The sequence below is a fragment of the Roseateles sp. GW821-FHT09G03 genome, from assembly GCF_059416045.1.
Map to the genome: position 1 here is coordinate 1 of NZ_JBWKOK010000014.1, position 25,191 is coordinate 25,191.

The following is a 25,191-nucleotide window of genomic DNA, read 5'->3' on the forward strand; positions in this document are numbered from 1 at the left end:
CGGGGTTCCCGGGGGCCCGCACCACCGGTGTTGCCGGCTGTTACTGGCGGATGAAGGCCAGCAGGTCGGCGTTGACGCGATCCTTGTGGGTATCGGTCAGGCCGTGCGGCGCGCCCGCATACACCTTCAGCACCGAGCCCTTGATCAGCTTGGCCGAGGCGCGGCCCGCGGCGTCGATCGGCACGATCTGGTCGTCGTCGCCGTGGATGATCAGCGTGGGCTTGTCGAACTTCTTCAGGTCCTCGGTGAAGTCGGTCTCGGAGAACGCCTTGATCGAGTCATAGGTGTTCTTGTGGCCGCCTTGCATGCCCTGGAACCACCAGTTGTCGATCAGGCCCTGCGAGACCTTGGCGCCCGGACGGTTGAAGCCGTAGAACGGACCGGCGGGGATGTCCTTGTAGAGCTGCGAGCGGTTGTCGAGCTGCGCCTTGCGGATGCCGTCGAAGACCGCGATGGGCAAGCCGCCGGGGTTCTTCTCGGACTTGACCATGATGGGCGGGACGGCGGAGATCAGCACCGCCTTGGCCACGCGCGAGGTGCCGTGACGGCCGATGTAGCGGGCGACTTCGCCGCCGCCGGTGGAGAAGCCGACCAGCACGGCGTTCTTGAGGTTCAGCGTCTCGATGACGGTGGCCAGGTCGTCGGCGTAGTGGTCCATGTCGTTGCCGTCCCACGGCTGGCTGGAACGGCCGTGACCGCGGCGGTCATGGGCGATCACGCGGTAGCCCTGGTCGGCCAGGAAGATCATCTGCGATTCCCAGCTGTCCGAGTTCAGCGGCCAGCCGTGGCTGAAGACGACGGGCTGGCCGTTCTTCGGACCCCAGTCCTTGTAGTACAGCTGCACGCCGTCCTTGGTCGTGATGTAGGAGCCCGACGGCTGCGCGCTGACGATGGGCGCCGGCGAGGACTTGGCATCGGCGGCGAAGGCCGGCGTGGCGACCGCGCCGGTGACTGCTCCGGCAATGGCGACGGCCAGCGTCGAGAGGACCAGCAGTTGACGACGCGATTGGCGGGCGAGGGGGGCGATGGCGTTCATGGTGGGCTCCTTCTGGGGTGGTGAGAGGTGGTGGAAAGGCGGGTTGGTGCTGTGGGAAGAGATGTCAGGTATTTGACTTGCTTGCTAATTGTTAGTGTGCGAAGTAATTGGTGCGGGAAGGCGGTGTTTGTGTTCGTCAGGTTCGCGTTCAAGCGGCCTTGCGGGCCATCCGTTCGCGTAGCACGAGCAGGCGGTCGCGAAGCTCCATCAACTCGGAGAGGTCCGAGTCCGAGGCGTCGACGATGCACTGTGGCAGATGCGTCGAGCGCTTGCGCAGCGCGCGGCCAGCGGTGGTCAGCGTGATCAGCACCTGGCGCTCGTCCTGCGGCGAGCGGTCCCGGCTGACCAGGCCCGCGGCCTCCAGCCGCTTCAACAGCGGGGTCACGGTGGGGGAATCGAGGAAGACACGCTCTGCGATCTCGCCGACCGTCAGGCCGTCCCGTTCCCACAGCACCAGCATCACGAGGTACTGGGGGTAGGTCAGGTCGAGATCTTTCAGCAGTTCGCGGTAGACCTTGTTCATGCCCAGCATCGTCGAGTAGAGCGCGAAGCAGAGCTGTTGATCGATCTCCAGCGGCGGGCAGACGGCGTCGGCGCCGGTCTGCTTCTGCTGCTTGGGGGGGGTGGTGCGTGCCATGGGTTGAACTTTAATTAGGATACGAATGAATTGCAAGCGAAATTTATTCTGAGGTCGGACCCTGTGCGGATCCCAGCGACACCGCGAACTGTGAGACAGGACCGAGGGCAACGTGCCGGTGCCCGCTCACTCGGGCTTCTTCGTGCAGAAGAACTCCCACACCGACTTGGGCTTGCCGTAGCGGCTCAGCGTGCGCTTGTCGAGGTGCTCGATGTCGAAGCACGCGGCGAGCACGTCCTCGATCTTCCCGCGGGTGAAGAACTGCTTGGCGACACCGTCGACGATGGTGAGCGCCCAGCTCGACGCGTCGTCCGGCGCGCCGTAGTGCCAGTCGTCCTCGGCGTTGACACAGCCGATCAACCGGCCGCCCGGCGCGAGCACGCGAGCGATCTCGCAGAGCGCGCGGCAGGTGTCGTCGCGGTCGAAATAGTGCAGCGACAGCTGCGCCACGGCCAGGTCGAAGTCGCCGTCGGGCAGCATCGGCATCGAACGCACATCGGCCAGCACGTGCCGCGCCCGCGGCGACTGCTGCCGGCAGCGCGCGAGCGCCTCGGCCGAGATGTCGATGCCGGTGACGTCCACGCCCAGTTCCAGCAGCGCGGCCGTCTCCCAGCCGTCGCCGCAGCCGATGTCCAGCGCGCGCCGCACGCCGGGCAGGCGATGCTGCCAGCCGCTCAGCCAGGCTTCATCCTGGCTCAAGGGCTGGGCGGCGTAGCGCCGGTCCCAGACATCCGACGCAGGCTCGGCCGGGGTGCCCGCGTCGCGCGGCAACTGGTGTGTGAGAGATGTCGGAGCTGTCCGGGACGTCGAGGGATCGCCGGGGCCCGGCGTCTCGTCGTCGTGGTGGGCGGGGTGATCCGGCGATGGGACGTTCATGGCGGCGAGCCTACCGCGAGTCCAGGCCGGGCTCCGCGTCGGCGCGCGTTGTCACCCCGATACAGGCGACAGGTCCGCCGCGACTGTCTGGCCGGCCAGGGCGCGCACTTCTTCACGCGTCATCGGCGATCGCGGGCGATGTCCCCCTTGAGGGCGAGCGGTCGCGGTCGCCTTTCCCTTTAGCGTGTCGACCGTCGCGCGGCTTCAAGAGGAAAGACGTCGCGCGATGTCGATGTTCCAGCCCCGCGATCGCGGCAACCCAACCAGAAATACCATGAAGAAGCAGTCGTTCGTCTCCGCCGGCCTGATGGCCCTTGCCTGTGCCGCCGGGGCTCAGGCGCAGACCCAGGAAGTCTCGCCGCCCGCCATCGCGGCGTCGGCCGTGGAGGCCGCTCCGGCGGCGCCCGCCGTCGCCGAGACCGCGTCCGCGCCGGTCGCCGTCTACTCCGGCATCGTGCCGATCCAGATCGACCGGTCGACCGAGCCGGGGACCAAGTACCCCGACGACGTGCTGCGTCTGGTCAACAAGTCGGACCGTTCGAAGGATGCCGCGCTGCTCGTGGTCGGTGCGCTGCTGGGCTCGTTCCGCACGCCCGTGGGCAAGGACGACTACAAGGGCGACAAGGTCGATGCCATGCCGCATCCGGCCGGTCGCGACCTGCCGCTGAGCCTGGGCGCGGCGATCGACACCTGGGTGCGCGACAACGCGCAGGGCCGTCAGTTCAAGAAGCCGATGTTCATCCGCAACGACGTCTATGCGCTCGTCTTCCGCGACTACAAGGAAGACACGCCGTTCTACGACCTGAAGATCGTGACGACGATCTCCCGCAAACCCGACGGCGCGGGTTGGCTGTCCGCCGGCGAGCAGATCAAGTGCAGCTTCTCCGACGACCAGTCGTCCAACACGCTCGCCGACTGGCAGGCCGACGGCTACGCGCGACTCAAGGCCGTCGAGCGGCAGTTCCTCGACGACTGCGTCAAGACCGCGCAAGCCGCGTTGCCGAAGCTCCTCGCGCCCTGATCGCGGCGCCTCCCGGCGCCGACGAGATCGGAAAGAGAGCGGCCCCGAGGGGCCGCTGTCGTTCCTGCGATCAGAACTCCTTCGTCAGGCTCACGTAGACCGTGCGGCGCTGGCCGTACTGCGGCGCGCCGACACCGATGCCCGAGCCGTCCCGCAACTGGTAGCCCTTGTCGAAGAGGTTGATCACCGACAGGCGCGCCTCCACCGGACCGCCGCCGCCGAGCTCGAGCTTCTTGCTCACATCGGCGTTCACGCTGGTGTACGAGGGCAGGTGCGTCGTGTTGGCGAAGCCGTTGCGCAGGCCGCTGCCGAACAGCGCGCTGGCGCCGACCGCGTAGCCGTCGTCCAGCCGCACGTTGACGCCGGCCGAGGCGCTCAGCTTCTGCTCGTGGTCCAGGTGCACCCAGTGGTTGGCGATGAAGTCCAGCTCGTCCTGCTCGAAGTTGAACTGGCCCGTCTCGACCTGCTGCGCGCGGGCGTGCGTGGTGCCAAGGTTGGCGTAGGCAGACCAGCGCTTCTCCTTGTAGCTCGCCGACAGGTCGACGCCGTAGATGCGGCCCTTGGCGTAGTTGAAGGCCGAGTAGATCAGCGCGTTGCCGAACTGGCCCTCGTCCTGCAGGTGCTGCACGGCACGGTAGTAGCCGTCGATGCCCAGCGTCAGCTTGGGCGTGACCTGCCAGGCGGCGCCGGCGTCGTAGTAGTTCGAGCGCTCCGAGCGCACCGCCGTGTCCGCGTCCGTCGGCAGCGCGTTGGTCGTGCCGGCGAAGGCCGCCACCGAGGTGGTGTCGATCTTCTCGGTCGGCGGCGGCGTGAAGTAGCGCGCGTAACCCGCGTGCACGCGCACCGTCGGCGCGGCGTCCCAGACGAGGCCGATGCGCGGGCTCAACTGATGCTCCTTCGTCACGGTGTCGACCTCGTCGTAACGCGCGCCGTAGTTCAGCGTCAACGTGCGGTCCAGCTTCCACTCGTCCTGCAGGTAGGCGCCCCACAGGTGGCCGCTCAGGCGGCCGCTGTCGGCGATGCTCACCGGCGTGCCGCTGGTCTGGTTGCCGTCGTCGTCGGCCGGGAAGACCAGCGCGTTGTTGACGGTGCTGGCGTGCTCGCGCTGCGCGAAGAGCCCGCTGCGGATCGTGTGCGCGCTGTCGAGTCGCCAGCTGGCATCGGCCTGCACGCCGTTGGCCTCGTTGCGGCGCAGGATGTCGGCGGCCACGCCGAGGTACTGCAGGTCGCCGGTCTGGTCCGGCGTGTAGTGGACGTCGGTGTAGCGGTGGAACAGCGAGACCTGGTAGTCGATGTCGCGGCCGATCACGCTCTGATAGCTGACGACGGCGAAGCGGTTGCGCTCGCGCTGGTGTGCGTCCAGTGTGCTCGAGTCCTTGTCCGACGTGTTGTCGATGGTGAACGCGGTCGACTGCCCCGGCGAGTTCGGGATCTGGAAGCGGTTGTCGGTCACGCCGGCCATCGCGGTGATGCGGCTGTCGTCGTCGAGCAGGTAGGACACCAGGCCGAAGCCCTTGCCCTGATGCGTGCGGTCGTGCAGCGCATCGCGCGACGGCGTCGGATTCTCGATGCCCAGGTCGTTGCCGAGGAAGGAACCGCTGAACTCGTAGCTCAAGCGGCCTTGCGTGCCGTGCACCGACAGGTCGAGCTCGCGCGAACGCTGCGTGCCCAGCGTGATGCCGGCACTGCCGGCGAAGGGCTTGTCGCTTTCACCGTCCTCGCTGACGCCCTTGGTCGTGATGTCCACGATGCCGGCGGTCCGGTAGCCGTATTGCGCGGGCAGCGCGCCGGTCAGCAGGCTGATGCTGTCGGCGAAGCGCGTCTCCAGCGTCTGGCCGAAACCGCTGATGGCCTCGGGGATGACGACGCCGTTGATGCGGTACTGCAGGTTGGCGTGGTCGCCGCGCACATGCAGGCCGCCGTAGGAGTCCTGCACGACGCCGGGCGTCTGCAGCAGTACCTGGTTCAGCGGCGTGTCGTCGCCCTGCGGCAGGCGGGCGATGTCGTTCTTGTCGAACTTGTAGATGGTGCTGCCGGTGTCCGGCGACAGGCCGTTGCGCGCCGCGTCGAGACGGCTGCGGGCGCCCTGGACCTGGACGGTGGGCAACGCCGTGCCACCGGCGGCGGTAGGCGCCTCAACGGTGTTGGCGGTGCTGGCGGTACTGGTCGCGGCGGCAGCGGCAGAAGCGGTGTCATCGGCGCGTGCCGGCAGCGCGTGCAGCAGCGGATAGGCGAGCGAGAGGGACAGCGCGAGCACGCGCAGAGGAGGGTGGGTCATGGTGAGACTCTGGAAATCTGAAATCGGTCGAGCGCAGGCTGGCCGTCGAGACCCGGTCGCTGAAGGCTTCGACGAATCGTTGGAAGCGTTCAGGCGCGGGCGGACGGCGCTGCGGTCAGGAGGTCGAGCTCAGATCGCCAGGGGCGGGCCGCGGCTGCGCGGCGGCGGCGCGGGCATCGAGCGCGCGACGCGCTCGGCGGCGGCCGCCTGGACGTGGACGGCCTCGGCCAGCGCGAGCACCGGCGCCTCGGCGCGGGCCGACGCGGCGAGATCGTCGAAGGCCAGGCAGACCTCGCACAGCTGATCGGCGGACGAGTCGTCCGGATCGGCGTGGGTGGCGTCGTCGTCCTTGGCCTGGGCCGTCGGCGCATGCCCCCGCGCACCGGTCAGGTGACCGATGCCATGCCACACCGCGCCCTGCTGCGAGAGCAGCATGAACAGCGGGAGCAGCAAGTGCAGGAGGTGCTTGCGCATGGCGCGGAATTATGAAGGGCGGGAGTCGTCCGGCTGAACGTCAGGCTGTCGCGAAGCTGTCGTCAGCCGTCGGGCGATCTCCGACCGATCTCCAGTGAATCGTGAGCGAATCGCGAGCGAATCACGAGCGGGTAGGGGCGGGCCACTCATGCGCGGATTCCCGCCAGTCGCCGCATGCGGCCCCACGCCGCCCGGGTGCCCGACACACTGGGGCCTCATCGACACCTGGAGTGTTCCCATGAAGATCCCCGTCGCCGCCTGGTTCCGCGAGAACCGCAGCTTCCTGCTGTTCCTCGTCGGCTTCCTTTTCTTCCGCACCGCGATCGCGGACTGGAACCCGGTCCCCAGCGGGTCCATGCGGCCGACGATCCTCGAGGGCGACGTCGTTTTCGTCGAACGCGTCGCCTACGACTGGAAGCTGCCGCTGACCGACATCTCGCTGCGCCGCGTCGGCGAACCGCAGCGGGGCGATGTCGTCACCTTCAGCTCGCCGCGCGACGGCACGCGGCTGATCAAGCGCGTCGTCGCGGTGCCCGGCGACACCGTCGAGCTGCGCGCCGACCGGCTGATCCTCAACGGCCAGCCGGCGGACTATGCGCCGGTGGAGGAGGTGGCGGAGGCGCTCGCGCCCGGCGTCGAGGTCCGCGGCGTGCGCGCGGTCGAGCAGTGGGGCGGACAGCGCCGCGTCGTGCAGTTCCTGCCCGAGGTCCGCGCGCGCCGCGACTTCGGTCCGGTCGTCGTGCCGGCCGACCAGTTCTTCATGATGGGCGACAACCGCGACAACAGCGAGGACTCCCGTTTCATCGGCCTGGTGCAGCGGCGGCTGATCATCGGACAGGCGCATCGCGTGCTCGTGTCGGCCGACATCACCGGACACTGGGCGCCGCGCTGGGACCGGTTCGCGGCGCCGTTGCGCTGAGCGCGGCCGGCACAGAGCGCCGTCGGGGCGCGGACCGCACCGTGCACGGATCGCATTGACCCGTCGCGCGCAAGGTCTCTCGGGCGCCGCAGAGAATGGTCCGTCAATCACGCCCTGCTGGCGCCTCATCGGCGCCTTCACAACATTCCGACGGAACCCTCATGACGGACCTGTCCAGTTTCCCCATCACGAAGAAGTGGCCCGCGCAGCATCCCGAGCGCCTGCAGCTCTACTCGCTGCCGACGCCCAACGGCGTGAAGGTGTCGATCGCGCTCGAGGAACTCGGCCTGGCGTACGAACCGCACCTGGTCAGCTTCCAGACCGACGACCAGCTCACGCCCGAGTTCCTGTCGCTGAACCCCAACAACAAGATCCCCGCGATCATCGATCCCGACGGCCCCGGCGGCGAGCCGCTGCCGCTGTTCGAGTCCGGCGCCATCCTGGTCTACCTCGCCGAGAAGACCGGCAAGCTGATCCCGCAAGACCCGGCACGCCGCTACGAGACGCTGCAGTGGGTGATGTTCCAGATGGGCGGCATCGGACCGATGTTTGGCCAGGTCGGCTTCTTCCACAAATTCGCCGGCAAGGACTTCGAGGACAAGCGTCCGCGCGACCGCTACCTCAACGAATCGAAGCGCCTGCTGGGCGTGCTCGAGCAGCGCCTGACCGGCCGCGGCTGGATCATGGGCGACGAGTACACCATCGCCGACATCGCCATCTGGCCCTGGGTCAACAACCTGGTGGGCTTCTACGGCGCGGGCGACCTGGTCGGCTTCAGCGAGTTCAAGAACGTCCAGCGCGTGCTGGAGTCGTTCCTGGCGCGCGACGCCGTCAAGCGCGGGCTGAACATCCCGGCGCGGCCGGCGGCCTGAACGGGCCGAGAGTGACCGGCGCCTCGGTGCCTGCGCGGTCGTGGGCGTTCAGGGCACGGTCCAGGTCGTGTACATCTGCGGCGTGCGCAGCCGGGTGACGATCCAGTCGTTGGCGATGGCGGCGGCCGGCTTGAAGGCGTCGATCGCGTAGGGCTGGCCGGTCGCCGAGATCACACCGAAGGTCGTGATCGCGTAGGGGTCGCCGCGGACATGCTCGCGGATGGCCTCGAAGGCCGCCATGCGGCCGTCCGAATCGAGGGCGGAGACGAAGGGCCGGAACCATCCGCCCAGCGTCGCGCCGTTGGCCTGGATCGTTTGCAGGAACGCGCGCTTGCAGTCCATGCGCGGGGTCTGACTCGCGGCCGCGTGGGCCACGCGGCGCTGGCCGGCCTGGGTGTACAGCACCATCAGGCAGCCGCTGAAGTCCTTGCTGAAGACGGCGCGCTGGCTGGGGATGTAGTTGCTCTTGCCGTCGGTGTAGCCGACGAAATCGCAGATCGTGACGCCGAGGAGCCGATCGGCGGGCGTCCGTTCGCGTCCGGCCGCGGAGTAACTCGCCGCTCGCGTCAAGCTGATGCCCTTGCGCAGTTTCGTGGCCACGTCGGCGGCCATGGCGGCCAGCGGGCCCGAAGGATGCGAGATCAACTGGACCTGGCCGAGCGCGCTGGTGGTCGGCCAGGGCGTCTCGAGCGTGTTGTCGTTCTGCTCGGAGCTGTTGGCCTGCTTCGGGGAAATGATCGTCGACGGGTCCGTGCCGAAACGCAGGACGTGGCCGGGCTTGATCTGGTCGAACATGGGCGCCTCCCTCGCGCGCCAGGGTCGGCCCGCAACGGTGCGGGGCCCGGTTCACGCTGAGGCGATGCTGCGCCGAGGCTTGTCAAGCCGCACCTGACTTTCGTCCTGCCGGTTGCCGGGCCCCAGGAAGCCGGTCCCTGGAAACGGGGACCGGCGCGCCCGATGGGGCGCCGCTCAGTAGTGCGGCGGCAGCTCGTCCCGCAGGGCGCCCGCGGCGTCGCCGCGGCCTTCCGGCACCTGCCGACGCAGCTGCATGACCTCGCGCACCAGCGCGTCGATCTGCTCCTGCTGTTTCGCGACCTGCGCGTTCAGGTGGTCGACGAGGTCCTCGGCGAAGCTGGCCTTGATCTCCAGCTCCGTGACGCGGGCCTCGAGGACCCGGACCTCCTCGGCGCCGCCAGTCGCGCTGTCGCGTTCCCCGGTCATTGCGGTGCCTTCGCCACCGGCTGCGACATCAGCTCGGAGATCACCGACACCGGCGCATTCCCGTAGCTCAGGAACTGCTCGTTGAAGGCCTTCAGCCGGAAGTCCTTGCCCAGCGCGTGCCTGCGCTGGTCACGCAGTTCCATGATGTCGCTGTAGCCGCTGAAGTAGCTCGTCAGCTGCACCGAGGTCAGCTGCACGCGGCGCCATTTCTCGCGCGCCTCGCGCTCGGTCTGGAAGGCCTGGCGCTGCAGCAGGTCCAGCGCCTGCGCTTCGGTCATGCCCAGCACGTGCACGTTGTAGTCCAGGATCGTGTTGGTGACGCTGCGCAGGTTCCACTTGCCCCACATCAGCCACATCTCCGGCGCGTTCCCGCCGTAGCCGGACTCCAGCATCATCCGCTCGCCGTAGACCGCCCAGCCCTCGACCATCGCGCCGTTGCCGAACAGCGTCTTCACCAGCGACGGCGACTTGTTCGCGTGCACCAGCTGCGTGTAGTGGCCCGGCACCGCCTCGTGGATGTTGAGGATCTGCAGGATCCAGCGGTTGTACTCGCGCAGCGAGCTTTCCGCCTGCTCCGGGGTCAGGTCGTCCAGCGGCGTGACGTTGTAGTAGGTGCGGTCCTGCGGCCGGTAGGGGCCGGGCGCCTCGATGCCGGCGCCGGCCACGCCGCGCTGGTACACCGGCGTCTCGCGCACGATCAGGGGCTTGCTCGCGTCCTGCGTCAGCAGGTCGTGGTCGGTGATCCAGCGCTCGAGTTGCGGGATCTGCGCGCGGATCTCCTTGACGAAGTCCTCGCGCTTGACGTGCTGCTCGCTGAGCTTGCCGATCACCGCGCCGATGCGGGCGAAGCGGTCCTCCGGCTTGGGCGCGTCGCCCATCGTCTGCGTCCACAGCATGTCGGAGATCTGCGCCATCTGCGTCAGCAGCGCCTCGCGCGCCTTCAACGCGCGCTGGTACATCTGCTCGGCCGAATGCACCGACTGGATGTCGTAGCCGAACTTCTGGTCGTACAGCGCCTTGCCCAGGCGGAAGCTGCGGGCCTTGCCCGTCGCCTTGCCCTCGGCCAGCAACTGCGTGAGCTGTGTGCGGAAGGCCTCGACCGCGGTCTTCGCCGCGGCGATGCGATCGGTCAACTGCCTGCGTTCGGTCTCGGTCAGCGAGGCGGCGTCCGCGCCTTGCGCGGCCTTGGCCACTTCGTCCAGCACGCTCAGCACGCCCGGCGCCTGGTCGATCGCAAGCTGCGTGTGCTCCAGCGTCGGCTGCTTCAGCAGCGCCGCGCCGGCGCGGTAGTACGCCGGCACCTGCGCCAGCCGCGCCGAGATCGTCTTCAGCCGCACCGGCAGCGGCGCGTAGTCCGTCGCGAGGATGTAGTCGATCGGACCGGCGATGTTGAGATAGGACGGATTCCACTCGTACTCGCGCAGCTCGGTCAGTTGGAAGCGGTCGCTGCGCAGCTTGTTGAGCAGTTGGCCGAGGTCGGTGCGCGATGCCGCGCTCAGCGTCTTCGCATCGACGGCCTCGAAGCGCTTGAGCCAGTCGTCCGTGAAGCTCAGCGAGCGGGCGCGCATCGCGCGGTCCGGCGCGGGCAGCTCGGCGGCGAATTCATAACGGCCGGCGCCGATGGCGGCGTCCGGGTCCAGGCGCCAGAGCGCCTCGATGTAGTCGTTGGCCAGGCGCTGGAAGCGGGTATCGGCGTCCAGGGTCTGGTCCGGATCCAGCTTGATGATGCCGCGCGTCGGCTGGGGCATGTCGCCGGCTGGGGCGGCGAAGGCGGCACCGGCGGACAACGCGACCAGGCTGGTCAGCGCGGCCACGGCCAGCGCGCAAAGGGTAGGGCGGAAGTGATGGGTGGGACGATTCATCATGGGGCGCGAGCATAGCTTTGCGCGACCCGGCGCGACAGCGTGCCAAAAGCAAAGGGCGCCGATCGATGCGAGCGGCGCCCTTGTGTGTCGATGCCGTTGCCGGCTTCAGCGCGATGTCGATCCGATATCGATCCGCCCTCAGTCCGATCTCAGTCCGACATCACGTCAACAGCCACCGGCTGACGTGGAACGTCAACCAGGACGCCACGTAGGCCAGCGCGAACAGGTAGGTCAGCATGATCGCCGGGATCTTGTAGCCGCCGGTCTCGCGCTTCACCGCCGCGATTGTCGACAGGCACTGCGGCGCGAAGACGAACCACGCCAGCAACGAGAACGCCGTCGGCAGGCCCCAGGTCGAGGCGATCAGCGGCGTGAGCGCCTGCGCGGCCTCGTCGCCCGTGGCCGACAGCGAGTACACCGTGCCCAGCGCGCTCACCGCGATCTCGCGCGCCGCCATGCCGGGCACCAGCGCCAGGCTGATCTGCCAGTTGAAGCCGATGGGCTCGAAGATCGTCGCCAGCCCGCGGCCCAGGTAGCCGGCGAAGCTGTACTCGATCGCCGGGCCCGTCGCGCCTTCCGGCGCGCCGGGGAAGGTCGACAGCACCCACAGCAGCAGCGTCAGCGCCAGGATGATGCCGCCCACGCGCTTGATGAAGATCTCCGCGCGCTGCAGCAGGCCGATCGCCACGTTGCGCGCATGCGGCCAGTGGTAGCTGGGCAGCTCCATCATCAGCGGACGCACCTGGCGGCCCGCGTCGGTGAAGCGCTTCAGCAGCCAGGCCACCGCCATCGCCGCGATGATCCCGGCGAAGTACAGGACGAACAGCACCAGCCCCTGCAGCTCGATGCCGCCCCACAGCTCGCGCTGCGGGATGAAGGCGCCGATCAGCAGCGCGTACACCGGCAGCCGAGCGGAGCAGGTCATCAGCGGCGCGATCAGGATCGTGACGAGGCGGTCGCGCGGATTCGCGATCGAGCGCGTCGCCATGATCCCCGGGATCGCGCAGGCGAAGCTCGACAGCAGCGGGATGAAGCTGCGGCCCGACAGCCCCACCGAGCCCATCAGCCGGTCCAGCAGGAACGCGGCGCGCGGCAGGTAGCCGGACTCTTCCAGCAGCAGGATGAAGAAGAACAGGATCAGGATCTGCGGCAGGAACACCAGCACGCCGCCCACGCCCGCGATCAGGCCGTCCACGACCAGGCTGCGCAGATGGCCCTCGGGCAGCAGCGCGCCGGCCTGCTCGCCGAGCCAGGCCGTGCCGGCCTCGATCCAGCCCATCGGCGCCTCGGCCCAGGCGAACACCGCCTGGAACAGGAAGAACAGCAGCACCGCCAGCAGGATAGGTCCCAGCACCGGATGCAGCACGAAGCGGTCGACCTTGTCGCTGGGCAACTCGCCCTGCAGCGCGTCGAGGCCCAGCTCCTTCAGGATGTGGTTGATGCGCGCGGTGTCCTCGCCTTCGGCGGTCACGGCATCGGTGCGCCAGCGCTCGGGTTCGTCCAGCACCGCGCGCAGGTCGTCGATGCCTTCGCCATCGGTGGCCACCGTGCGGATCACGGGCACGCCCAGCAGCGTGCTCAGCTTCTGCGTGTCGATGTTGATGCCGCGGCGCTGCGCCAGGTCGGCCATGTTCAGCGCGACCACGCAGGGCAGGCCCTGACGCTGCACCGACAGGAACAGGCGCAGGTTGCGGCGCAGGTTGGTCGCATCCAGCACGCACACGATCAGGTCGGGGCGCTTCTCGCCCTGTGCGCGACCGGCCAGCACGTCGACGGTCACGCGCTCGTCCGGCGAGCGCGGATATAGCGAATACGTGCCGGGCAGGTCCAGCACGCGCAGCAGCTTGCCGGCGGCGGTCTTGAGGCGGCCCTCCTTGCGCTCGACGGTCACGCCGGCGTAGTTGGCGACCTTCTGGCGGCTGCCGGTCAGACGGTTGAACAGGGCGGTCTTGCCGCAGTTCGGATTGCCGACCAACGCCAGCAGCGGCCCGGCCGGATGGATGTGGACGATGGACTCACGCATGGGCGGCTCCCGCCTGGCCCGAGCCCGCTTCGGTCGAGGCCGTCAGTCCGCCGGGCGCGGCGCCCTCGAGCTCCACGCATTCCGCTTCGGCACGGCGCAGCGCGAAGGTCGACTGGCCGATGCGCACGACGAGCGGGTCCGCGCCGGGCATGGCGCGGGCCAGCACGGCGACGTGCTCGCCGGCGACGAAGCCCAGTTCCTCCAGCATCTGTTTCCATTCCGGCGCATGCGCCGGGGCCTGCAGCGCCTTGACGCGATGCGCCTGACCGATGGCGGCCAGCGCGAGGGTGGGGACGGAGAGAACGGCGCTCATGTCGTAGGGGGATGGCCTGCGGGCTTGCGAAGCGAAAGATTCTAAATGATAGTGATTCTCAACTTCTCTCGCCGAACCGAGGTGAGAGATCGGTCAACCCGAGGGCGGACTGCGATTCGCCCAGAAAAGCGATCCCTCGAAAGGGACGAAGTCAGCGAGTGGGGGTGGGGCCGGAGTGATGCTGGGGATTCCCGGAGGGATGTCCCCTGCGTCGCGGAGAGCCCGCGCTTGGCAGAACGGAGTCGAGCAACCTGGGCACGGGACGTGCTAGCCGATACCGGCATTTCCGGGCTGGCGCAACGCCCTCAAGTAGGGAGCCACCTCCTGATTTGCCGACCCCGCAAACGTTTAGCGTTTACCTTGACGTGGCTTACACTCGCGCCTTCTTAGAATGCCCGGCTGCTCCTCACCCTTCGCATCGAGACCGCAAATGATGAAGTCCTTCCTGTCGTTCTCCCCCCTCGCGGCTGGCCTGGCCTTGGCCCTGACTGCTGGCGCGGCGGCCGCGCAGACCACCCCGGCGGTGATCTTCGACATGGGCGGCAAGTTCGACAAGTCGTTCAACGAGGCCGCGTACCGTGGCGTCGAGCAGTGGAAGAAGGACACGGGCGGCAAGTATCTCGAGTTCGAGATCAGCAACGAGACCCAGCGCGTGCAGGCGATCCGCCGCATGGCCGAGCGCGGCGCGAGCCCCATCATCTCGGTGGGCTTCGCCCAGGCCTCGGCGCTGAACCAGGTCGCCAAGGATTTCCCCAAGACCAAGTTCGTCATCATCGACGAGAAGGTCAACCAGCCCAACGTGCAGTCGGTGCTGTTCAAGGAACAGGAAGGCAGCTTCCTCGTCGGCGCGCTGGCCGCGCTGACCAGCAAGACCGGCAAGGTCGGCTTCGTGGGCGGCATGGACATCCCGCTGATCCGCAAGTTCGAGTGCGGCTATGAGCAGGGCGCCAAGGCGGCCAATCCGAAGGCCGAAGTCTTCAAGAACATGACCGGCACCACCGCCTCGGCCTGGAACGATCCGACCCGCGGCGGCGAGCTGGCCAAGGCCCAGTTCGCCAAGGGCGTGGACGTGGTCTTCGCCGCGGCCGGCGGCACCGGCGTCGGCGTCTACCAGGCGGCCAAGGACGCGGGCAAGCTGGCCATCGGTGTCGACAGCAACCAGAACCACATCCAGCCCGGCACCATGCTGAGCTCCATGGTCAAGCGCGTGGACGTCGCCGTCTACAACGTGCTCAAGGAATGGAAGCCCGGCATCAGCGTGCTGGGCCTGAAGGAAGGCGGCGTCGAGTACGCCGTCGACGCGAACAACGCCAAGCTGATCGCCCCCGCGATCAAGACGAAGCTGGACGCGTACAAGGCCGACATCATCGCCGGCAAGATCAAGGTCGCGGACTACATGGCGGACAACGCCTGCAAGAACTGATCCCTCGCGAGCGAGCGTTCCTGACATGACACAGTCCCCACGCGGCGCCGCCGCGCCCGCGGTCCGTCTGTGCGACATCTCCAAGCGCTTCGGCGCGGTGCAGGCCAACCGGTCGGTGAGCCTGGCCGTCGAGCGCGGCACGGTGCACGGCCTGGTCGGCGAGAACGGCGCCGGCAAGAGCACGCTGATGGCGATCTTGTACGGCTACTACCACGCCGACGAGGGCCACATCGAAGTGGACGGCCAGCGCGTCTCCATCGCCAGTTCGCAGCAGGCCATCGCGCTGGGCATCGGCATGGTGCATCAGCACTTCATGCTGGTGGACACGCTGTCCGCGCTGGACAACGTGATGCTGGGCGCGGAGCCCGCGTTCTTCCTCTCCCGCGCGAAGCGCCAGGTGCGCCAGGAGCTCGAGGCGCTGATGCGCGACACCGGCCTGACGGTGCGGCTGGACGCGACCGTCGCCGACCTGCCGGTCGGCGAGATGCAGCGTCTGGAGATCCTCAAGGCGCTGTACCGCGGCGCGAAGATCCTGATCCTGGACGAGCCCACGGCGGTGCTGACGCCGCAGGAAACCGACCAGCTGTTCGACGTGCTGCGCCGCCTGCGCGAGCGCGGCACCACCATCCTGCTGATCACGCACAAGCTGCGCGAGGTGATGGCCCTGTGCGACGCCGTGACCGTGATGCGCGCGGGCGCCGTGATCAAGACCTGCGCGATCGGCGAGACCAGTCCCGAGGACCTGGCCGAGAGCATGGTCGGCCGCAAGGTCAACCTGGGCCGTGACGACGGCGCGGTCAAGCCGCCGTCGGAGCAGCCGGTGCTGAAGGCCGAAGGCCTGACCGTCGCCGGCGACAGCGGTTCCGGCGTGCACCTGCTGAGCAACGCGACGCTGACGCTGCGTCCCGGCGAGATCGTCGGCGTGGCCGGCGTCTCCGGCAACGGCCAGAGCGAGCTGCTCGAAGTCCTCGCCGGTATGCGCGCGCCGGACGCCGGCACGCTGCACGTGGCGGGCCGCGACTTCCGCCCGACCTCGTGGATGGATCCGCGCACGGCGCGTGAGCTCAAGCTCGCGCACGTGCCCGAGGACCGCCACGCGCTCGGCATGGTGCTGGACTTCCCCGCATGGGAAACGGCCGCGCTCGGGTACCACGAGCAGGACGCCTACCGCGCCGGCCCGATGGGCATGGGCATGAACCAGCGCCACCTGCGCGCGCAGACCGCGGAGATGATGGAGCGCTTCGACGTCCGTCCGCGCAACGCGGAACTGGGCTCGTCCAAGTTCTCCGGCGGCAACCAGCAGAAGCTGATCCTGGCGCGCGAGATCGGCCAGAGCCCCGCGGTGCTGCTGGTCGGCCAGCCGACGCGCGGCGTCGACATCGGCGCGATCGAATTCATCCACAACCAGCTGCGCCGCCTGCGCGACGCCGGCTGCGCGATCCTGGTCGTGTCCAGCGAGCTCGACGAGATCCTGGCGCTGGCCGATCGCGTGATCGTCATGAACGCGGGCCGCATCACCGGCGAGCTCTCGATCGACGAGTGCACCGAGAAGAACCTGGGACTGCTGATGTCCGCCTCCCCGAATCATGAGAAGACCGCTGCCGCGGCGACCGCCCCATGAGTAGCCAAGCCCTGCAGATGCCGCGCTGGATGGACCTGGTCCTCCTGCCGCTGTGGAACCTGCTGATCGCGCTGGCGGTGGCCGGCGGCGTCGTGCTGCTGATCGGCGCGAGCCCGATGCAGGCGCTGACCGTGCTGCTCGAAGGCGCGCTCGGCAGCGCGCGCGGCCTCGGCTACACGCTCTACTACACGACCACCTTCATCTTCACCGGCCTCGCGGTGGCGGTGGCCTTCCACGGCGGCCTGTTCAACATCGGCGGGGAAGGGCAGGCGACGCTGGGCGGCATCGGCGTGGCGCTGCTGTCGCTGTGGCTCGCGCCCAAGCTGCCCGGCTTCGTGATGATCCCGCTGGCGATCGTCGCGGCGGCGCTGTTCGGCATGGTTTGGGCCGCGGTGCCCGGCTACCTGCAGGCCTGGCGCGGCAGCCACGTGGTCATCACGACCATCATGTTCAACTTCCTCGCGGCCAGCCTCAACGGCTACCTGCTCGTGAACTGGCTGCGCCCGAACGGCTCGATGTCGGTCGAGAGCGATGCCTTCGCCGACTCGGCCCGCATGCCCGCCGTCCATGAGCTGCTGGCGAAGGTCGGCGTCGAATGGCCGTCCTCGCCGCTGAACCTGTCGATCCTGCTGGCCGTCGCGGCCTGCGTCTTCGTCTGGTGGTTCCTGTGGAAGAGCCGCGCCGGCTACGTGCTTCGCGCGGTCGGCTCCAACCCCAGCGCCGCGCATTACGCCGGCATCAAGCCGCGCTGGCAGGTGCTCGCCGCGATGGGCCTGTCGGGCGCGCTGGCCGGGCTGGTCGGCGTCAACGAGATCGCCGGCGTGCAGGGCAAGCTGACGCTGGACTTCGTGGCCGGCGCCGGCTTCACCGGCATCGCGGTGGCGCTGATGGGCCGCAACCATCCGGTCGGCATCGTGCTGGCCTCGCTGCTGTTCGGCACGCTGTACCAGGGCGGCGTCGAGGTCTCGTTCGAGGTCCCCGGCTTCAGCCGCGAGATGGTCGTGACGGTGCAGGGCCTGATCGTGCTGTTCGCCGGCGCGATGGCGATGGTGAGCGCGCCGATGTTCGCGAAGCTCTACGGCGCAGTCACGCGCAAGCAGCGCGCGGCGGAGGGGAAGTCCCATGGATGAGGTCCTGATCGGCTCCGTGCTGGCGTCGACGCTGCGCGTCACCACGCCGCTGCTGTTCGCCGCGCTCGCCGGCCTCCTGTCGGAGCGCTCCGGCGTCGTCGACATCGGCCTGGAAGGCAAGATGCTGTCCGCCGCCTTCGCCGCGGCGGCGGTGGCCAGCGTGTCGCACTCGACGACGCTGGGCCTGCTGGCCGCGATCGTCGTGGCCATCGCGATGTCGATGATCCACGGCTTCGCGACCGTGACGCACCGCGGCGACCAGGTCGTCTCCGGCGTCGCGCTCAACATGGTGGCCGCCGGCCTGACGGTGGTGCTGGGCATCGCCTGGTTCGCGCAGGGCGGCCAGACGCCGCCGATCGGCGCGGAGCAGCGCATCACCGGCCTGCTGCCGCAGTGGGCCGAGCCGACGCCCGGCAGCTGGATGGCCTCGGTCATCGGCCACGGCCTGCTGAGCCACAACGCGCTGGTCTACCTGGCCTTCCTGCTGGTCGTCGTCGTGTGGTTCTTCCTGGAGCGCACGCGCCCCGGCCTGCGCCTGCGCGCGGTCGGCGAGAACCCCGCGATGGTCGACGCCGCCGGCGTCTCCGTGCCGCGGCTGCGCTACACCGCGCTGGCGCTCAACGGCATCCTGTGCGGCCTCGGCGGCGCCTACCTGACGCTGGCGCAGAACGCCTCGTTCTCTCCGAACATGACCGCGGGCCGCGGCTTCATCGCGCTGGCCGCGATGATCTTCGGCAAGTGGAAGCCGGTGCCCACGCTGTGCGCCTGCCTGCTGTTCGGCTTCCTGGACGCCGTCGCGATCCGCCTGCAGGGCGTGTCGCTGCCGGGCATCGGCGAAGTGCCGGTGCAGTTGATCCAGGCGCTGCCCTACATCCTGACGGTGGTGCTGCTGGCCGGCTTCATCGGCCAGGCGATCGCGCCCAAGGCGCTGAGCAAGCCCTACGTGAAGGAGCGCTGAGCATGAGCGCCAACCAGAACCTGATCGCCTCGATCCCGCTGCCCGCCGACGTCATCGAGCGCCTGCTGAAGGCCGCGCTCGACGCGCGCCAGCACTCGCATGCGCCGTATTCGAAGTACTTCGTCGGCGCCGCGGTGCTCGACGAACACGGCCGCATCCACGCCGGCTGCAACATCGAGAACGCCGCCTACCCGCAGGGCTGGTGCGCGGAGACCAACGCGCTGGGCCACATGATCATGGGCGGCGGGCGCGTGGCGCGCGCGGTGATGGTCACCGGCGCGGGCTCGGAGATCATCACCCCCTGCGGCGGCTGCCGCCAGAAGCTGCGCGAATTCGCGCGGCCCGACGACCTCATCGTGATCGCGGGCGACGCCTCCGGCGTGCGCGCGCACTGGACCCTGGAGCAGCTGCTGCCCGCCAGCTTCGGTCCGGATCACCTGAAGCTCTGAACGTCGACATCCGCGCCGACATCCACATCGACATCGACGCGGTCCAGAGTGGCCGCGACAGGAGAACGAACATGTCCATCCCCCTGCAAGGCGCCGAACTCGACGCCGCCATCACCGCCAGCATCGCCACGCTGAAGTCGACCTTCGGCGAACAAGGCCCTGAAGTCGCCGTCGTGCTGGGTTCCGGCTGGTCCGGCGCCGTCGATCAGCTGCAGGATGTGAAGCACCTGCCGTATGCGCAGCTGCCCGCCTTCCCGCAACCCAAGGTCGAAGGCCACGTGGCCGAGATCGCCGTGGGCCGCGTCGGCCAGCAACGCGTGGCGATGCTGCGCGGCCGCGCCCACACCTACGAGAGCGGCGACTGCACCGGCATGGCCGGCGCGATCCGCAGCCTGAAGGCCTGGGGCGTGAAGGTGCTGGTGCTGACGAACGCGTCGGGCAGCCTGCGCTCGCACCAGCCTCCGGGCAGCCTGATGCTGATCTCGGACCACATCAACGCGCCGCAACGTTCGCCGCTGACGGGCCTGCCGGGCAGCGACCGCTTCTGCGACATGAGCGTCGCATACGACGCCGAGCTGCGCCAGCAGGGCTTCAAGATCGCCCGCGAGCACAACATGGTGCTGACCGAGGGCGTGTACGTGTGGGCCGTCGGCCCGCACTTCGAGACGCCGGCAGAGATCCGCATGTTCGCCGCCTGGGGCGCGGACGCGGTCGGCATGAGCACCGTGCCGGAGACCATCCTGGCGCGTCACGCGGGTCTGCGCGTGGCCGGCCTGGCGCTGATCACCAACATGGCCGCGGGCATGTCCGACGAAGCACTGACGCACGCGCTGACGCTGCAGCAGGCGAAGGTCTCGGGCGACCGCGCGGCGGCGTACCTGGGCCACTACTTGGCCTCGTTGGCGACGCTGGAATCGCTGAAGGCCTGAGGGCCCGGGAGCGAAGATCGGGGCGCCGGCGTCGCCAAGGCCCCGACGGCCGCCGTGTCCACGGGCACGACGGGTGGCAGCGGTCGTGCGCGACCTTCCGCGTAGAGCAGTAGGAGTAGTCGATGAAGTCGGAGATGAGTCTCGAACAAGCGGCGCGCCTGGCGCTGCAATGCCTGGACCTGACGAGCCTGAACGACGGCGACACCGCCGCCGACATCGAGGCGCTGTGCCAACGCGCGATCGGCACACAACAACATGGTCAGGAGCGGGGTCACGTGGCTGCCGTGTGCGTGTGGCCGAAGTTCGTCGCGCAGGCGCGCGCCGCGTTGCCCAAGGACATCCGGGTCGCCGCCGTCGCCAACTTCCCCGATGGCAGCCTGGATCTGCCGCGCGTGCTGGCGGAGATCGGCGCGATCGCGCAGGCCGGCGCGCAGGAGGTGGACGTCGTGCTGCCGTACCGCGCGCTGATGGCGGGGCAGTCGACCGAGGTCGGCGAGTTCCTGTCCGAGGTCCGTCACGCGACGCGGCCGCTGACGCTGAAAGTCATCATCGAATCGGGCGAACTCGGCTCGACCGCGCGCATCGCCGAGGCCACGCGCCAGGCGCTGATGGCGGGGGCGGACTTCGTCAAGACGAGCACGGGCAAGTCCAAGGTGTCGGCCACGCCGGAAGCGGCCGCGACGATGCTGCGCGAGATCGCTGGCAGCGGCCTTGGCAACGCGGGTTTCAAGGCGTCGGGCGGCATCCGTTCGGTGGTCGATGCCCGCGCGTATCTGCAACTGGCGGCTGACGCGCTCGGCACCGCCGCGCTGACGCCGCAGCGCATGCGCTTCGGCGCGAGCGGACTGCTGAGCGACATCGAGGCGGTCCTGGCCGGACAGGACAGCGCGGCCGTCAGCGCCGCGTACTGAAGCGCCGAAGCTGCACGGAAGCGGCGTTCAACGAGCGCTCGACCAGCGTTCATCGAGCGCAGGCTGCGACGACCCGCCCGACCAATGAGGGGCGGGCGCATAACGACAACACATCGAAGGGACGCGGCGATCATGCTGGCGCAGGAAATCATTCGGACCAAGCGCGAGGGGCGCGCGCTGGACGAGACCCAGATCCAGCACTTCGTGCGCGGGCTGGTGGACGGCAGTTGGAGCGAGGGCCAGGTGGCTTCGCTCGGCATGGCGGTGTTCCTGCGGGGCATGGGGCGCGACGAGGCTGTCGCGTTGACGCGCGCCATGATGAACAGCGGCCGGGTGCTGAGCTGGCCCGACATGCCGGGCCCGGTGCTCGACAAGCATTCGAGCGGCGGCGTCGGCGACAAGCTCAGCCTGATGATCGCGCCGATGGTGGCGGCCTGCGGCGGCTACGTGCCGATGATCGCGGGACGCGGCCTCGGGCACACGGGCGGGACCGTCGACAAGCTCGAGGCCATTCCCGGCTACACGACGACGCCGGCACCGGCGGACTTCGACCGCATCGTGCGCACGCTGGGCTGCGCCATCATCGGCCAGACCAGCGACCTGGCACCGGCCGACAAGCGCTTCTACGCGGTGCGCGACATCACCGCCACGGTGGAGAGCGTGCCGCTGATCACCGCGAGCATCCTGTCCAAGAAGCTCGCCGCCGGGCTGCAGGGCCTGGCGATGGACATCAAGTGCGGCAACGGCGCGTTCGCGGCGACGCCGGAGTTCGGGCGCGACCTCGCGCAGAGCATCGTCGACGTGGCCGGCGGCGCGGGCCTGCGCACGCGGGCGCTGATCACCGACATGAACCAGGTGCTGGGGCAGGAAGTGGGCAATGCGCTGGAAGTGCGCGGCGCCATCGACTACCTGACCGGACGGCGGCCGCGCGAGGCCCGCACGCATGAGCTCACGCTGGCGCTGTGCGCCGAGATGCTGGTGCTGGGCGGACTTGCGCCGGACACGGCCTCGGCGCGCGTGAAGCTGCAGGCGGCGCTGGACAGCGGCGCGGCGGCGGAACGCTTCTCGAAGATGGTCGCGGCGCTCGGCGGCCCGGCGGATCTGCTTGAGAAGCCCGAGGCCTACCTGGCGTCGGCGCCGGTCGTGCGCCCGATTCCGGCACCGTGCGCGGGCCGCATCGTCGGCATGAACACGCGCGACCTGGGGCTCGTCATCGTCGAGCTCGGCGGCGGCCGCCGCCTGCCGGGCGATGCGCTCGACATGCGCGTCGGCCTCGATCGCTTTGCCCAGCTCGGCGATGTCGTCGCGGGCGGCGATCCGATCGCGTTCGTCCACGCCGCCGACGAGGCTTCGGCCGATCGTGCGATCGCCCAGGTGCTCGCCGCCATCACCCTCGACGATGCCCCGTCGTGGACGCCGACGCCGCTCGTCATGGCCGAACTCGGCTGAGACCGAGCACGCCTGCGGGACCCGGTACCGGCCGCCCTCATACGCTCGCAGGCTCCGCTAAATCGGTCGGCCGGCACCGGGTCCCTCCGGCCGCACGACCCCAGGGAGCAGGCTCGGTAGAATTCCGGCCCTCGATTCCTGATTCCCGCTGATACGCGACATGTCCGATTCCATCGACTCCAACGACTCGCCCGAAGGCGAGGGCGTCAACCATCCGAAAGCCCGCATCCGCAGCTTCGTCGTGCGCGCCGGTCGCATGGGCACCGGACAGGTCAAGGCGCTCGCGGAACTCGGACCGAAGTTCGTGCTGCCGTTCAAGCCCGAGGCGATGGACTACGAAGCCACCTTCGGTCGCCAGGCGCCAGTCGTCTTCGAGATCGGCTTCGGCATGGGCGGGCCGACCGCGCAGATCGCGCAGACCCTGCCCGGCATCGACTTCATCGGCTGCGAGGTCCATGAACCCGGTGTCGGCGCGTTGCTCAAGCTGATCGGCGAGCAGGACATCCCCAACATCCGCATCTTCCAGCACGACGCTGTCGAAGTCCTGGACAGCATGATCCCCAAGGGCTCGCTGGCCGGCGTGCACATCTACTTCCCGGATCCCTGGCACAAGAAGCGCCACAACAAGCGTCGGCTGGTGCAGCCGCCGTTCGTGGCCAAGCTGGTGCAACACCTGGCACCGGGCGGCTATCTGCACCTGGCCACCGACTGGGAGCCCTACGCCCAGCAGATGCTGGAGGTGCTGGCCGCCGATCCGGATCTGGAGAACACCTCGACCCGCGCGGACGGCTACGCCGACAAGCCGGACTACCGCCCGCTGACCAAGTTCGAGAACCGCGGCCTGAAGCTGGGTCACGGCGTCTGGGACCTGGTGTTCAAGCGCAAGGCCTGACCCGCTGCGCCACTGGCCTTTGTCGCCGCTGACGCGTGCGTCGGGCCCCGCCCGTCGGGGCGGGAACCTGCGTGACGAAGGTCAGGCGCGATGGGGCCTGCAAGGCCTTTCAGGGATCGCCGCAAGGTCGCGCTGGTAGAGTTCCCTCCTATGTCCGAATCCAACTCCCTCGCCGGTCGGCACATCCTCCTGGGCCTGTCCGGCGGCATCGCCTGCTACAAGATCGCCGAGCTGACGCGGCTGTTCGTGAAGGCCGGCGCCACGGTGCAGGTCATCATGACGGAGGGCGCGGAAGCCTTCATCACGCCGGTGACGATGCAGGCGCTGTCCAACCGCCCCGTCTTCACCAGCCAGTGGGATGCGCGCCCCGACAACAACATGGCGCACATCAACCTGACGCGCGAAGCCGACGTGATGGTGATCGCGCCCGCCAGCGCGGACTTCATCGCCAAGCTGGCGCAGGGCCGCGCGGACGACCTGCTGTCGCTGACCGCGCTGGCGCGCCGGGCCCACGAGTGCGCGCTGCTGCTGGCCCCGGCGATGAACCGCGAGATGTGGGCGCACCCGGCCACGCAGCGCAACCTGGCGCAGGTGCAGGCGGACGGCGCGAAGGTCCTGGGTGTCGGATCCGGCGACCAGGCCTGCGGCGAGGTCGGCGACGGCCGCATGCTGGAGCCGATCCAGTTGCTGGAGCACGTCGTCTCGCACTTCCAGCCCAAGGTGCTGGCCGGACGCAAGCTGCTGATCACGGCCGGGCCGACCTACGAGGCCATCGATCCGGTGCGCGGCATCACCAACCGTTCGAGCGGCAAGATGGGTTTCGCCATCGCGCGCGCGGCGGCGGAGGCGGGCGCCGAGGTGACGCTGGTTGCCGGCCCGGTGCACCTGCCGACGCCGCTGGGCGTGACCCGCATCGACGTGCAGAGCGCGCGCGAGATGCTGGACGCCGTGCTGCCGCGCGCGGCCACGCACCAGGTCTTCGTCGCGACGGCCGCGGTCGCGGACTGGCGCCCGGCGCAGACCGCCGAACACAAGATCAAGAAGAACGCCAAGGCCGGCGAGGCGGTCGCGCCTGCGCTGACGCTGGCGGAGAACCCCGACATCCTCGCGACGGTCGCCGCGCTGCCGCATCCGCCGTTGTGCGTGGGTTTCGCGGCGGAGAGCCAGGACCTGATCAAGCACGCGCGCGAGAAGCGCCAGCGCAAGAACGTGCCGCTGATCGTGGCCAACATCGGCCCGGCGGCCTTCGGCCAGGACGACAACGCGCTGACGCTGGTCGACGCCCGCGGCGAACGCGAACTCTCGCGCGCCGACAAGCTGACGCTGGCCCGCGAGCTCGTGCGCGAGATCGCGCAGCGGCTGACGACCTACGGCGCCTGAGGCCGACGCCGACCTTCAGACCTGCTGATTTCCTTTTCGACTGTCTCTTCGACTGATTCCATGACCACCATCGATCTGAAGGTGCTCGACCGCCGCATGGCCGAGCAGCTCCCCGCCTACGCGACGACCGGCAGCGCCGGCCTGGACCTGCGCGCCTGCCTGGACGAAGCGATCACGCTGGCGCCTGGCGACACGGTGCTGGTGCCCACGGGGCTGGCGATCCACATCGGCGACGCGGGCCTGGCCGCGATGATCCTGCCGCGCTCGGGCCTGGGCCACAAACACGGCGTCGTGCTGGGCAACCTGGTCGGCCTGATCGACTCGGACTACCAGGGTCAACTGATGGTCAGCGTGTGGAACCGCGGCAAGGACGTGTTCACGATCCAGCCGATGGAGCGCATCGCGCAGATGGTGATCGTGCCGGTGGTGCAGCCCACCTTCCGCGTCGTCGACGACTTCGACGCATCCTCGCGCGGCGAGGGCGGTTTCGGGTCGACGGGCAAGGCCTGACCCC

24 protein-coding genes are annotated in these 25,191 nt (G+C 69.1%); 14 read left to right on the plus strand and 10 right to left on the minus strand.

Going from position 1 to position 25,191, the window contains the following annotated elements:
- Window positions 1-40 precede the first annotated feature (40 nt).
- From AC07OZ_RS29200 to AC07OZ_RS29210, 3 genes are all read right to left on the minus strand, one after another.
- Window positions 41-1,036, minus strand: a complete 996-nt coding sequence (locus AC07OZ_RS29200) for an alpha/beta fold hydrolase (protein WP_495470525.1) — start codon at window positions 1,034-1,036, stop codon at window positions 41-43.
- A gap of 148 nt (window positions 1,037-1,184) precedes the next feature.
- Complete coding sequence (locus AC07OZ_RS29205) at window positions 1,185-1,673, minus strand: MarR family winged helix-turn-helix transcriptional regulator (RefSeq protein ID WP_495470526.1); 489 nt, start codon at window positions 1,671-1,673, stop codon at window positions 1,185-1,187.
- Window positions 1,674-1,799: 126 nt separating this feature from the next.
- Complete coding sequence (locus AC07OZ_RS29210; RefSeq protein WP_495470527.1) at window positions 1,800-2,549, minus strand: class I SAM-dependent methyltransferase; 750 nt, start codon at window positions 2,547-2,549, stop codon at window positions 1,800-1,802.
- Window positions 2,550-2,823: 274 nt separating this feature from the next.
- On the opposite strand from AC07OZ_RS29210, the gene AC07OZ_RS29215 reads away from it, so the two are divergent.
- On the plus strand, window positions 2,824-3,570 hold the full coding sequence (locus AC07OZ_RS29215) for a hypothetical protein (protein ID WP_495470528.1): 747 nt from the start codon (window positions 2,824-2,826) through the stop codon (window positions 3,568-3,570).
- Between the two features lie 70 nt (window positions 3,571-3,640).
- On the opposite strand, the gene AC07OZ_RS29220 is transcribed toward AC07OZ_RS29215, so the two are convergent.
- Both AC07OZ_RS29220 and AC07OZ_RS29225 read right to left on the minus strand, forming a co-directional pair.
- Complete coding sequence (locus AC07OZ_RS29220) at window positions 3,641-5,848, minus strand: TonB-dependent receptor (RefSeq protein ID WP_495470529.1); 2,208 nt, start codon at window positions 5,846-5,848, stop codon at window positions 3,641-3,643.
- A gap of 129 nt (window positions 5,849-5,977) precedes the next feature.
- Window positions 5,978-6,322: a DUF2946 family protein gene (locus tag AC07OZ_RS29225; RefSeq protein WP_495470530.1), complete on the minus strand. Its 345-nt coding sequence runs from the start codon at window positions 6,320-6,322 to the stop codon at window positions 5,978-5,980.
- A gap of 238 nt (window positions 6,323-6,560) precedes the next feature.
- Here AC07OZ_RS29225 and lepB point away from each other — a divergent pair, with 238 nt between their 5' ends.
- Complete coding sequence (lepB, locus tag AC07OZ_RS29230; RefSeq protein WP_495470531.1) at window positions 6,561-7,241, plus strand: signal peptidase I; 681 nt, start codon at window positions 6,561-6,563, stop codon at window positions 7,239-7,241.
- 161 nt (window positions 7,242-7,402) lie between these two features.
- On the plus strand, window positions 7,403-8,113 hold the full coding sequence (locus AC07OZ_RS29235; protein WP_495470532.1) for a glutathione S-transferase N-terminal domain-containing protein: 711 nt from the start codon (window positions 7,403-7,405) through the stop codon (window positions 8,111-8,113).
- Window positions 8,114-8,161: 48 nt separating this feature from the next.
- Here AC07OZ_RS29235 and AC07OZ_RS29240 read toward each other — a convergent pair whose 3' ends face one another.
- The 5 genes from AC07OZ_RS29240 to AC07OZ_RS29260 form a co-directional block, all read right to left on the minus strand.
- A complete protein-coding gene (locus tag AC07OZ_RS29240) occupies window positions 8,162-8,908 on the minus strand; it encodes a hypothetical protein (protein WP_495470533.1) in 747 nt (248 codons plus the stop codon).
- A gap of 174 nt (window positions 8,909-9,082) precedes the next feature.
- Window positions 9,083-9,334 carry a SlyX family protein gene (locus AC07OZ_RS29245; protein ID WP_495470534.1) on the minus strand — a complete coding sequence of 84 codons (252 nt, stop codon included), beginning with the start codon at window positions 9,332-9,334 and terminating at the stop codon, window positions 9,083-9,085.
- Window positions 9,331-11,196: a DUF885 domain-containing protein gene (locus tag AC07OZ_RS29250; RefSeq protein WP_495470535.1), complete on the minus strand. Its 1,866-nt coding sequence runs from the start codon at window positions 11,194-11,196 to the stop codon at window positions 9,331-9,333. The genes AC07OZ_RS29245 and AC07OZ_RS29250 overlap by 4 nt, the downstream gene beginning before the upstream one ends.
- Window positions 11,197-11,359: 163 nt before the next feature.
- Entirely contained in the window at window positions 11,360-13,222 is a 1,863-nt protein-coding gene (gene feoB / locus AC07OZ_RS29255) for a ferrous iron transporter B (RefSeq protein ID WP_495470536.1), read from the minus strand.
- The gene (locus tag AC07OZ_RS29260) at window positions 13,215-13,535 is read right to left on the minus strand and encodes a FeoA family protein (protein WP_495470537.1); all 321 of its coding nucleotides are present in this window, start codon (window positions 13,533-13,535) and stop codon (window positions 13,215-13,217) included. Before AC07OZ_RS29260 ends, feoB begins: the two co-directional genes overlap by 8 nt.
- A gap of 433 nt (window positions 13,536-13,968) precedes the next feature.
- Between AC07OZ_RS29260 and AC07OZ_RS29265 the strand changes: the two genes are divergently transcribed.
- The 11 genes from AC07OZ_RS29265 to dut all read left to right on the plus strand — a co-directional run bounded on the left by AC07OZ_RS29265 (window position 13,969) and on the right by dut (window position 25,187).
- Window positions 13,969-14,958, plus strand: coding sequence for a BMP family lipoprotein (locus AC07OZ_RS29265; protein ID WP_495470562.1), 990 nt, complete (start codon window positions 13,969-13,971; stop codon window positions 14,956-14,958).
- A 25-nt stretch (window positions 14,959-14,983) separates the two neighbouring features.
- Window positions 14,984-16,579, plus strand: a complete 1,596-nt coding sequence (locus AC07OZ_RS29270) for an ABC transporter ATP-binding protein (RefSeq protein ID WP_495470538.1) — start codon at window positions 14,984-14,986, stop codon at window positions 16,577-16,579.
- On the plus strand, window positions 16,576-17,709 hold the full coding sequence (locus AC07OZ_RS29275; RefSeq protein ID WP_495470539.1) for an ABC transporter permease: 1,134 nt from the start codon (window positions 16,576-16,578) through the stop codon (window positions 17,707-17,709). The genes AC07OZ_RS29270 and AC07OZ_RS29275 overlap by 4 nt, the downstream gene beginning before the upstream one ends.
- On the plus strand, window positions 17,702-18,667 hold the full coding sequence (locus tag AC07OZ_RS29280) for an ABC transporter permease (protein WP_495470540.1): 966 nt from the start codon (window positions 17,702-17,704) through the stop codon (window positions 18,665-18,667). The genes AC07OZ_RS29275 and AC07OZ_RS29280 overlap by 8 nt, the downstream gene beginning before the upstream one ends.
- Before the next feature lie 2 nt (window positions 18,668-18,669).
- Window positions 18,670-19,116, plus strand: a complete 447-nt coding sequence (cdd, locus tag AC07OZ_RS29285; protein ID WP_495470541.1) for a cytidine deaminase — start codon at window positions 18,670-18,672, stop codon at window positions 19,114-19,116.
- Window positions 19,117-19,187: 71 nt separating this feature from the next.
- Window positions 19,188-20,045 (plus strand): purine-nucleoside phosphorylase, encoded by an 858-nt coding sequence (locus AC07OZ_RS29290; RefSeq protein ID WP_495470542.1) that lies wholly within the window; start codon window positions 19,188-19,190, stop codon window positions 20,043-20,045.
- A gap of 134 nt (window positions 20,046-20,179) precedes the next feature.
- The gene (deoC, locus tag AC07OZ_RS29295) at window positions 20,180-20,956 is read left to right on the plus strand and encodes a deoxyribose-phosphate aldolase (RefSeq protein ID WP_495470543.1); all 777 of its coding nucleotides are present in this window, start codon (window positions 20,180-20,182) and stop codon (window positions 20,954-20,956) included.
- Between the two features lie 129 nt (window positions 20,957-21,085).
- On the plus strand, window positions 21,086-22,405 hold the full coding sequence (gene deoA / locus AC07OZ_RS29300) for a thymidine phosphorylase (RefSeq protein ID WP_495470563.1): 1,320 nt from the start codon (window positions 21,086-21,088) through the stop codon (window positions 22,403-22,405).
- 160 nt (window positions 22,406-22,565) lie between these two features.
- On the plus strand, window positions 22,566-23,297 hold the full coding sequence (gene trmB, locus AC07OZ_RS29305) for a tRNA (guanosine(46)-N7)-methyltransferase TrmB (protein ID WP_495470544.1): 732 nt from the start codon (window positions 22,566-22,568) through the stop codon (window positions 23,295-23,297).
- A gap of 150 nt (window positions 23,298-23,447) precedes the next feature.
- On the plus strand, window positions 23,448-24,677 hold the full coding sequence (gene coaBC, locus AC07OZ_RS29310; RefSeq protein WP_495470545.1) for a bifunctional phosphopantothenoylcysteine decarboxylase/phosphopantothenate--cysteine ligase CoaBC: 1,230 nt from the start codon (window positions 23,448-23,450) through the stop codon (window positions 24,675-24,677).
- A gap of 60 nt (window positions 24,678-24,737) precedes the next feature.
- Window positions 24,738-25,187 carry a dUTP diphosphatase gene (gene dut / locus AC07OZ_RS29315; protein WP_331617251.1) on the plus strand — a complete coding sequence of 150 codons (450 nt, stop codon included), beginning with the start codon at window positions 24,738-24,740 and terminating at the stop codon, window positions 25,185-25,187.
- Window positions 25,188-25,191: the final 4 nt, after the last annotated feature.

Bases quoted from the DNA above. Each gene is read 5' to 3' on its own strand.
- AC07OZ_RS29200 (WP_495470525.1), bottom strand. From the start codon at position 1,036: ATGAACGCCATCGCCCCCCTCGCCCGCCAATCGCGTCGTCAACTGCTG.
- AC07OZ_RS29205 (WP_495470526.1), bottom strand. From the start codon at position 1,673: ATGGCACGCACCACCCCCCCCAAGCAGCAGAAGCAGACCGGCGCCGAC.
- AC07OZ_RS29210 (WP_495470527.1), bottom strand. From the start codon at position 2,549: ATGAACGTCCCATCGCCGGATCACCCCGCCCACCACGACGACGAGACG.
- AC07OZ_RS29215 (WP_495470528.1), top strand. From the start codon at position 2,824: ATGAAGAAGCAGTCGTTCGTCTCCGCCGGCCTGATGGCCCTTGCCTGT.
- AC07OZ_RS29220 (WP_495470529.1), bottom strand. From the start codon at position 5,848: ATGACCCACCCTCCTCTGCGCGTGCTCGCGCTGTCCCTCTCGCTCGCC.
- AC07OZ_RS29225 (WP_495470530.1), bottom strand. From the start codon at position 6,322: ATGCGCAAGCACCTCCTGCACTTGCTGCTCCCGCTGTTCATGCTGCTC.
- lepB (WP_495470531.1), top strand. From the start codon at position 6,561: ATGAAGATCCCCGTCGCCGCCTGGTTCCGCGAGAACCGCAGCTTCCTG.
- AC07OZ_RS29235 (WP_495470532.1), top strand. From the start codon at position 7,403: ATGACGGACCTGTCCAGTTTCCCCATCACGAAGAAGTGGCCCGCGCAG.
- AC07OZ_RS29240 (WP_495470533.1), bottom strand. From the start codon at position 8,908: ATGTTCGACCAGATCAAGCCCGGCCACGTCCTGCGTTTCGGCACGGAC.
- AC07OZ_RS29245 (WP_495470534.1), bottom strand. From the start codon at position 9,334: ATGACCGGGGAACGCGACAGCGCGACTGGCGGCGCCGAGGAGGTCCGG.
- AC07OZ_RS29250 (WP_495470535.1), bottom strand. From the start codon at position 11,196: ATGAATCGTCCCACCCATCACTTCCGCCCTACCCTTTGCGCGCTGGCC.
- feoB (WP_495470536.1), bottom strand. From the start codon at position 13,222: ATGCGTGAGTCCATCGTCCACATCCATCCGGCCGGGCCGCTGCTGGCG.
- AC07OZ_RS29260 (WP_495470537.1), bottom strand. From the start codon at position 13,535: ATGAGCGCCGTTCTCTCCGTCCCCACCCTCGCGCTGGCCGCCATCGGT.
- AC07OZ_RS29265 (WP_495470562.1), top strand. From the start codon at position 13,969: ATGAAGTCCTTCCTGTCGTTCTCCCCCCTCGCGGCTGGCCTGGCCTTG.
- AC07OZ_RS29270 (WP_495470538.1), top strand. From the start codon at position 14,984: ATGACACAGTCCCCACGCGGCGCCGCCGCGCCCGCGGTCCGTCTGTGC.
- AC07OZ_RS29275 (WP_495470539.1), top strand. From the start codon at position 16,576: ATGAGTAGCCAAGCCCTGCAGATGCCGCGCTGGATGGACCTGGTCCTC.
- AC07OZ_RS29280 (WP_495470540.1), top strand. From the start codon at position 17,702: ATGGATGAGGTCCTGATCGGCTCCGTGCTGGCGTCGACGCTGCGCGTC.
- cdd (WP_495470541.1), top strand. From the start codon at position 18,670: ATGAGCGCCAACCAGAACCTGATCGCCTCGATCCCGCTGCCCGCCGAC.
- AC07OZ_RS29290 (WP_495470542.1), top strand. From the start codon at position 19,188: ATGTCCATCCCCCTGCAAGGCGCCGAACTCGACGCCGCCATCACCGCC.
- deoC (WP_495470543.1), top strand. From the start codon at position 20,180: ATGAGTCTCGAACAAGCGGCGCGCCTGGCGCTGCAATGCCTGGACCTG.
- trmB (WP_495470544.1), top strand. From the start codon at position 22,566: ATGTCCGATTCCATCGACTCCAACGACTCGCCCGAAGGCGAGGGCGTC.
- coaBC (WP_495470545.1), top strand. From the start codon at position 23,448: ATGTCCGAATCCAACTCCCTCGCCGGTCGGCACATCCTCCTGGGCCTG.
- dut (WP_331617251.1), top strand. From the start codon at position 24,738: ATGACCACCATCGATCTGAAGGTGCTCGACCGCCGCATGGCCGAGCAG.